This is a genomic window from Rhodothermales bacterium (assembly GCA_040221055.1).
Taxonomy (GTDB): Bacteria; Bacteroidota; Rhodothermia; order Rhodothermales; family UBA10348; genus 1-14-0-65-60-17.
Genome location: JAVJVN010000010.1, coordinates 1 through 7,961 on the forward strand (window position 1 = coordinate 1; position 7,961 = coordinate 7,961).

General features: G+C 57.1%; 5 protein-coding genes and 1 pseudogene. All 6 read right to left on the reverse strand.

The window, feature by feature from the left end; all coding sequences use genetic code 11:
- Positions 1 to 121: 121 nt before the first annotated feature.
- Positions 122 to 468, reverse strand: a pseudogene (locus RIE53_04700) (transposase).
- An 87-nt stretch (positions 469 to 555) separates the two neighbouring features.
- Positions 556 to 2,652 carry an ATP-dependent DNA helicase RecG gene (gene recG / locus RIE53_04705; GenBank protein MEQ9103976.1) on the reverse strand — a complete coding sequence of 699 codons (2,097 nt, stop codon included), beginning with the start codon at positions 2,650 to 2,652 and terminating at the stop codon, positions 556 to 558.
- 2 nt (positions 2,653 to 2,654) lie between these two features.
- A complete protein-coding gene (locus RIE53_04710; protein ID MEQ9103977.1) occupies positions 2,655 to 3,704 on the reverse strand; it encodes a hypothetical protein in 1,050 nt (349 codons plus the stop codon).
- 72 nt (positions 3,705 to 3,776) lie between these two features.
- The gene (locus RIE53_04715) at positions 3,777 to 5,318 is read right to left on the reverse strand and encodes a T9SS type A sorting domain-containing protein (GenBank protein MEQ9103978.1); all 1,542 of its coding nucleotides are present in this window, start codon (positions 5,316 to 5,318) and stop codon (positions 3,777 to 3,779) included.
- A gap of 162 nt (positions 5,319 to 5,480) precedes the next feature.
- Positions 5,481 to 6,854 carry a T9SS type A sorting domain-containing protein gene (locus RIE53_04720; GenBank protein MEQ9103979.1) on the reverse strand — a complete coding sequence of 458 codons (1,374 nt, stop codon included), beginning with the start codon at positions 6,852 to 6,854 and terminating at the stop codon, positions 5,481 to 5,483.
- A gap of 101 nt (positions 6,855 to 6,955) precedes the next feature.
- The gene (locus RIE53_04725; protein ID MEQ9103980.1) at positions 6,956 to 7,825 is read right to left on the reverse strand and encodes a tail fiber domain-containing protein; all 870 of its coding nucleotides are present in this window, start codon (positions 7,823 to 7,825) and stop codon (positions 6,956 to 6,958) included.
- Between the last annotated feature and the right edge of the window lie 136 nt (positions 7,826 to 7,961).

A 7,961-nucleotide genomic window follows, 5' to 3' on the forward strand; every position in this document is an offset into this window, starting at 1 on the left:
AAGGCCATCAAAGTCAAGAGCCGAGGCTTCCGCAACAAGAAGCGGTTTGCAGATGCCATCTACTTCCATCTGGGAGGCCTTGACCTCTACCCTGCAGGGGCTCGATGAACGGCGCTACCCACACGAACAATCGTAGAGCCACTTTTGTGGGCGGTCGAGCTCCGCCTGGGCAAAATAGGCCGACGCTTTTCTGAGGATCTCATTGGCGTGTCGCAACTCCTTGACCTCACGCTCCAGCTCCTTCACCCGTTCACGTTCACCGGTGGTCGTACCAGCTCGTCTGCCTTCGTCATATTCCGATTGACGGACCCATCTTCGAAGGGTCTCCGCCGTACAGCCAATCTTCTCGGCGATCGACTGAATCGCTGCCCATTGCGACGTGTATTCATGCGCGTGATCGAATACCAAACGCACTGCTCGCTCCCGGACTTCCGGGGCGTACCTCAAAGAACCTGCTTTTGCTTTCATGACTCCAATCTCTCATATTTTGGAGTCTCCAGCAAACCCGGGGCGGTTCAGGCTGCCACGTTAGAATTTGTGGTTGAAGATGTGCAATCACCCGATTCCCGCCTTCTTGAGACCATCCGGGAGGATAAACGTCTCGAACCACTCCCGGGTGGGCAGATGGACGGACTGGCGGAGGGCGGGGTCCAGGTCCAGCAGGCGGCGGGCAGCCGAGCGGGCGGCGTCCAGCAGTTCGCCGTCCTCGGCGAGGTCGGCCAGGCGGAATGCGGGCAGGCCGCTCTGACGGGTACCGAAAAAGTCACCGGCCCCGCGGATGCGCAAATCGATCTCGCTGAGTTCGAACCCGTCCTCGGTGCGCGTCATGGCTTCCAGCCGGGTGCGGGCGTCAGCGCTCCGCTTGAAGTCGGACATGAGCACGCAGGTCGACGCGTGCACGCCCCGGCCCACGCGGCCGCGCAACTGGTGGAGTTGGCTGAGCCCGAACCGCTCGGCGTGCTCAATGACCATGACGCTGGCGTTCGGCACGTCGACCCCCACTTCAATGACGGTCGTGGATACCAGGATGCCGGTCTCGCCGGCCACGAAACGGGCCATGGCCGCCTCTTTCTCGGCGGACTTCATGCGTCCGTGAACCAGATCCACCCCCGCATCCGGAAACGCCGCGCTCAGTTCGGCAAATCCCGATTCGGCGTCCTTCAAATCCAGCGTTTCGCTTTCCGCCACGAGCGGATAGACAACGTAGGCCTGCCGCCCGGCCGCCAGCTCGCGCCGCAGCAGGGCGTGGAGTTCTTCGCGGCGGCTGTCCCACAGCAGGACGGTTTCAATGGGTTGGCGGCCGGGCGGCCGCTCGCGCATGACGGTTACGTCCAGGTCACCATACAGCGTCAGCGCCAAGGAGCGCGGAATGGGCGTCGCCGACATGAGCAACACGTGCGGGCGCTCCCCTTTTTCGTACAGCACCGCCCGCTGCTCCACGCCGAACCGGTGCTGTTCATCGACGACGCAAAGCCCCAGGGAGCGGAACGCGACGCCTTCCTGGATGACGGCATGCGTACCGACGACAATCGAGACCGACCCGTCGGCCAGGCCCGTCAGGGTGTCGCGCCGTACGGCCGTCGGCGTCGAGCCGGTGAGCAGTCCCACCCGGACGCCAAGCGGTTCGAGCAATCCCACCAGCGTACGCGCATGCTGCTCGGCCAGGATTTCGGTGGGCGCAAGGAAGGCGGCCTGATACCCGGAGTCGGCCGCCATGAGGGCGGCGGCTGCGGCGATGACTGTTTTCCCACTTCCCACGTCGCCCTGCAGCAGCCGGTTCATCCGGCTGCTGCTGCCCACGTCCGAGCGGATATCGGCCAAGGCCTGCTCCTGCGCGGCGGTCAGGCGGAACGGCAACGCATCGTCCAGGAACGACGTCACGAGCGTCCCCCCGGTTACCAGCTCCGGCCCGGCCTCCCGTTTCACGCGGCCGCGCACGGCGGCCATCATCAACTGGAAAAAGAACAATTCCTCGAATTTCAGCCGCCGACGGGCATGGTCCAGTTCCTCCTGGGACTTCGGAAAATGGATGGCGCGGCGGGCCACACGGCCCTCCATGAGCGCCAGCTGCGAGACGAGCGTCGCCGGCAAATTGTCCGTCCACTCCTCGCCCCGGTCCCGGATGAGCGCGTGGAGCATCCGGCGGAACGTGCGGCTGGTGAGGCCTACTTCCTCGAACGCGGCATGCCCCGGATAGACGGCGATGATCCGGCCGGTATCCAGCGCCGGCCCCTTTTCGTCCAGCAGGTCGAATTCGGGATGCGGCATGGACCACCCGCCGCCGTACTTGGACACCTTGCCGTGGAACGCCACCTGCTGGCCGGTCTTGAACACCGATTCCACCCATTTGACGCGCTTGAACCAGACGCAGGTCAGGACACCAGACGCATCGGCCACCACGAGTTCATACCGCCGGCCCCGGCGGCCGGGGATGCTGCCCTTCACCTTGACCGTTCCCACGACGGTCACCGCGCCGACGTCGCCGTGTATCTTCCCGATGGGGACCACGTTCGTCCGGTCCAGGTACTTGCGAGGATACCACGTGACCAGATCGTTCAGCGCCGCTATGCCATGGGCCTCAAGGACTTCCGCCCGCCGATCGCCGACTCCCCCGAGGGTGCGTATGGACTCGGACAGGACGCGGCTGGACATGCTCAGGGATACTGCCAGGTGAAGAAATCAACGCGGGGCGTGGGCTCCAACACGGATACCGCGTATTCCACGCGGCCGTCAGGATATTCCCGCACCGCGAGGTCCGTCGGATAGTAGTTCTTGTTGAATCCGGGGTCGGGCTGGGTCAGAATGTACTGAAGATGCCCCGCGCGGTCATAGATGTCAATGCGCAGCCAGCCGGGACGCATGTTCAGGACATGGATGCCCCGGGGCTGGAAGGCGGCCGATGCGCTCAGCATGGGCGGCTCGTGCGTATCGCCCTGCACGAATTGCCGCGTCCGGGCCAGCATGGGCGAATCGAAGCCCGCCAGGCGGAGCGAGTCGAGCGCCCCGGCCCAGAGGTGCATCTGGGGCAGGTAGGCCGAGAGGCTGCGGATGGTGTCGCCCTCAACGCGCAAGAGTCCCGCGTGCCGCCACGCCTCTCCCGTCAGGCCCACCGACTCGACGGCCTCGCCGGTCCGGGGGTCGAGCCGGGCCAGGTAGCTGTCGAACTCGTCGGCCGCGATCTTGATGGCCCACACGGAATCGTTGGCCGCCGCGTAGCGGAGTCCGCCCCGTTCCGGAAGCCGACCGCCGAGCGCCACATCTACGGTGTCGCCGTCCGGCGCAATGCGCCACATGGTGTGGCTGGAGGGTTCGAATACAAGCGCCGTGTCGGCGGCAAACCCGGCCAGGTACGGAAAGGTGTCGGTCCGGCGGCGCAATTCGCGCAGCACCCGTTCCCCGGGCGCACCGACACCTGCTGCGTTCTTTTCGCCGGATTCAACACGGTATACCGAGCCCGTTCCGGTGTCTGTCATCCAGAGGGTACCGTCCGCGGCAAAGCCGACCGTTCGGGGATGCACCAGATCCGGCGTCGCGAGGGTTCCCGCCACGCGGAGCGTGTCCACCGGCAGCTCGGCCGCCAACTCGCGCGACAGGCTGTCGGCCGGGAACAGCGCCCGCGACTCGGTCCGATTGCAGGCGGAAGGTAGGCAGCCCGTCAGCGACAGGGCCAGCAACAGGAACAACGGTGTGCGGAGGGTGATCATGCGCAACCCAACGCCTGACTTCCTTGGCGGTGCCCGGCCGCCAGAACGTTTACTGGACTATGCAGCACACCATTAATTGACCACAACACTTCGTGTGGATACCACATGATCGAATTTACCACGAAGGTAGTACGTTCCTGTAGGCAAATGGGGGATCGACGAGAATGTAGTTTCTCCGATCGGGACTACTCCGGAATGCAGAGAGTGGACCTTCCTGCCCAGCACGTCAAAGAGTTCCATAGAAACCTCCATCGGCTTGGGCACGATAACCCGCACTTCAAAGATACCGTCACTCGGGTTTGGATATACAGCCCATGAAAGATCGTTTGACAGTGAAGGAGGGTTTCTCTTCGCTGGAGGCCTTGGTGTCGTCAACACCGTCGAAAGACCCCTGACGAAATCCACGTCTTGGCGAAGCTTGCGAATGGAGTCCCAATTATCCATGCCCTGCGACCAAACGACGGCAATCGAGGCTGTGTAAACTTCATCAGGTGCCAGCGAGAATGGTCCGATACTTCCAAGCATCCGTTGTCGTTCTATACCAGCTGTCGAACCCTCCCCATCGGTGTTCATCATGGACCAGAATTCTGATTCGATCGGGTCACCCGGATACATAAACTTTGTTTCTTTACCAGAATCCGTCCGCAAGTAACCCCCAGCCCCGCCCTCGACAAGTGGTTGAGGAACCGGGGCTAGATATCTTACGAACGGCCATTCACCAGTAAGCCACTGGAACATATAATTGCTGAACACGAGCAAGTTGATCTCTCTGTACAGTGGCATCGTACTTGAGAACGCACGTTCAATGACTGAGGAGCGAGAGTCCTCTTTGTATGAGTGTGCCAAGACGGTGACACCAACCGCGGGTGGCTGATTACCATAGTCTTCATTGGCACTATTATGACTATACAAGTACATCATTCCACGTGTCGTATCTGTGCCTATATACCAATCTTGTTGGTCTCTACTCTCCACTTTCCATCCAATAAAAACACTATCGATTGAAACGAGGTTTTTGTTGCGTACCTCATACCTGTAAAATGTCGTGTTACCCAACACCCCCGGATTCTCGAACACATACGCCATTCCTGTTACTTCAACACCGACTGGATCACTGCGCGTACTCTGATGTCGATTCCCGCGGTCGTTCATCAGCCACCACAACATTTCGTCTCCGTACATGCGCGGGGTATCTCCATCAAAAGGCTGATACCCTGGGACTCCGTTCACATCGTCATATTCGGCTCCGACATTGACTGGCCACGCGCTCACATCTGGTCGCACGGTAGCATGGCCTGCAAGCACATCGTCTTCGTATTGGACGCGATAAATCCTGTCGAACGTATTGCAATTTGTGGGGGCAGTTTCGCCCGACAACGGCCCGGGCCAGAATTCGTTGTATTCTGACTGCCCCCCGAATACGGTACCCGCCTCCCGAACATCACCGTCGGTTGCAGAGGCAATCCAGATGCCCATATGTTCCAGCGCATGCTTACCGGACCCACGAGGAACCTCATATCCAAGAGAATCTCCATTGGTAAAGAGTTCCCCATTGTTGAATACCTGGGCGCTGACATTTCCTGTTGACAAATACGAACTACTGCTTGCCGCCAAGCACGACCCTGTCTCTGATGAGTACGTCTGCGCGAGGACGCTTTGGCATGCGAAAAACAGTAACAGGCACACCGAACCCACCAACGCAAGATACAATCTGTCATATTGTACGCCGGGACCCGTATGCCTACATGCAGTATGCATGAAGTGATGTCGCATTGCCTAGTTAATAAATACAAACGGCCTGGAACGCACTTGTCCCCCCTGAATTACACGAACAATATACGTCCCGCTATTCAGAGCAGGGGTCGTGTTCCGGAGGTTCCAAGTGTACTGATGGTCTCCTTCCTGCTGGTGTGCACGGTCAACAAGAGTTGACACCCTTCTTCCAAGGGCATCATAGACGCCAATCAGTACGCTCCCGGCAATATCTACGCGGTAAGAAATACGAATTTCGCCATTGGAAGGATTCGGATGAACGGATAGGCCAGAGTGCGCTACCACGTCATCTACGAGTTCCGAACCGTCCACCTCAATGGACGGCGGTGGTGGAGCGCTATTTCCTTTGCTCAATGAGGTGCTGCCACCATCATTGTACGTTCTAAAGCTACTGCCAAGCTCTGCAGTGAAATTCTTGGAGAACTTGATCGTATTGTTCCTGACAATGAATTTTACATGGGCCGGGCTTTCAATTGTAAATGAATTGTCGATGTTGATATTGGACTCCCCAATGTATGTTGTCGAATGAGAAATAGAAGTCGCGGGAGGTATAGGGCTACTCGAATCAACAATTGTAAACCGCACATATGGTACGTTAGGCTGCCATGCTGAAAGAAAGTTCTCGTGGGGACCCTCCAATTTATCATTATGCGTATTGATGTATGATACAAACTCGTACGAACCGCTCACTAGACCATCAGATACATAATCCGCGGTACCATAACTTCCCCCAATCCACTGCCCAGTGTCTGTTCCAGATTCAGGATCATGCCTTACTGCGTCAGTCCTCGTAGTATTTGACCCCTGATCGAGAGTGCCACCAATAGGAGCTTCACCGGTTGGGGAGAATGGAATCGACAAGCTAAGACTCAGGGTTCCGTTCCAAGCATCATTAATTCCTTGGTTAAACTTGCCTGCAACATACGAATTGGATCCGTTATATCGAAGACTGTCAATTCCGGTATTATTAGTTGCAGAGGGATTTCCGAATTCATCACTTCCAAATATATAGAGGCCGAAATAGTACGCATGCTTCAGAAAATCATCCCATAACGGATCTGTTTTAGTAAAATTAGGCCATGTATTTCTGAATGTTGTTTCGTCCACATTCTCCCACGTATAGTTATTCTCGTACGCTCCATTAAATATGTCGAAATATACCCAATTGTAAAAGTCACCCTCAGGATCAGCCTCGTTTCCATATGGCTCAAAGGCCCATTCATCAAACGGCTGCTGGGTGTAGCCCATCTCTGCCGTAACCAGCAGGTCTCCGTTAGCGGCAAGTGAAACCACCGCGTTCTGACCTTCCGCTGGCGGTACAAAAAACAGCACGATTGCGGCCTGCATGAGACCAATCTTACTTTCTATTTTTCTCATTGAGGCTTCTCCAATTCTTCAGTAGCCAACAGGGCAATCTTGGTCGCGGGTCTATCATCTAGTCTCGACACGGAGCCAAACGACCACTTCCTGAATTGTGATTAATTCTGACCAGCCGACTCTGGCAGATCGATTCCCGCTCCACGAACTGCCGCTTGAAGAGCCTCGATCTGAGCCTGTTGTTCCTGAATCACAGCTATCAGTACAGGTATTAACTCAGTGTAATTGACGGCGAGAGCGTCCATAGTGCGGCCATTCATGACGCCATCATCATCAAACCCAACATGGGTGACACTCCGTACTGCATTGGGAAAGATTTCCTGCACCTCCTGTGCAACCAATCCAATTTGCTGTCCTTCCGGAAGTTGCATGTCTGGAAATCCCAAGGCATCAACCTCGCCAGGAAGCAAATATTCGTAGGTCTTTGGTGATAGCCTCATGACGTTTTCAAGGGAAGCTCGTCTTGAAAGCGTCACAATATTTTTCTTCAGTCGACCATCCGACCCTTGATACGTCCCACCGTTCGCAAACGTACTCCCGTTGAAATAGGCAGCATATGTACTGGTTGCACCCGTTGCAGACGCCCATAGCCCGTACGCGATGGAGTTTCCCTGAGCACTCGCGCGGACGCCGTATGCATTTGTGCTAGCCGATGCTACCGCATTGACGCCATAGCTGGATGTCCCATCGTCCGCCGATGCGTATACAGCCGTGTTCGTCCCGGCAGATTCTGCCTCTGTGTACAAGCCGTAATTTGTCGTAGCACTCCCTTGCGAGGCGATTCGTATACCATATCCTGTTGACGACGCGTAATTGTTGCTGACGCGCAATCCAACGCTCAACGATGTGGTGAGGTCAAATTGGTAAGTTGAGCTTGGGGTCGCGGATCCAATTCCAATGCGCCCGCTGCTGTCGAGCTCAATCTGCGCGGCCGCTGGGTTCGTAAGCCCCAGCACCAAAGCAACAATCACCTAAGCTGTGCGATTCTGACGTACGGACACAAAAAACCCGTTGGGCTAAGTTGCATATAATTGGTATCTTGATGGTGCGAACAAACAAGTTCCATGCAACACCCAACGGGTTATGTCCAATATCCGGAACAGCACC

Excerpts from the sequence above, each read along its gene's own strand:
- recG (MEQ9103976.1), bottom strand. The coding sequence starts at position 2,652 with ATGTCCAGCCGCGTCCTGTCCGAGTCCATACGCACCCTCGGGGGAGTC.
- RIE53_04710 (MEQ9103977.1), bottom strand. The coding sequence starts at position 3,704 with ATGATCACCCTCCGCACACCGTTGTTCCTGTTGCTGGCCCTGTCGCTG.
- RIE53_04720 (MEQ9103979.1), bottom strand. The coding sequence starts at position 6,854 with ATGAGAAAAATAGAAAGTAAGATTGGTCTCATGCAGGCCGCAATCGTG.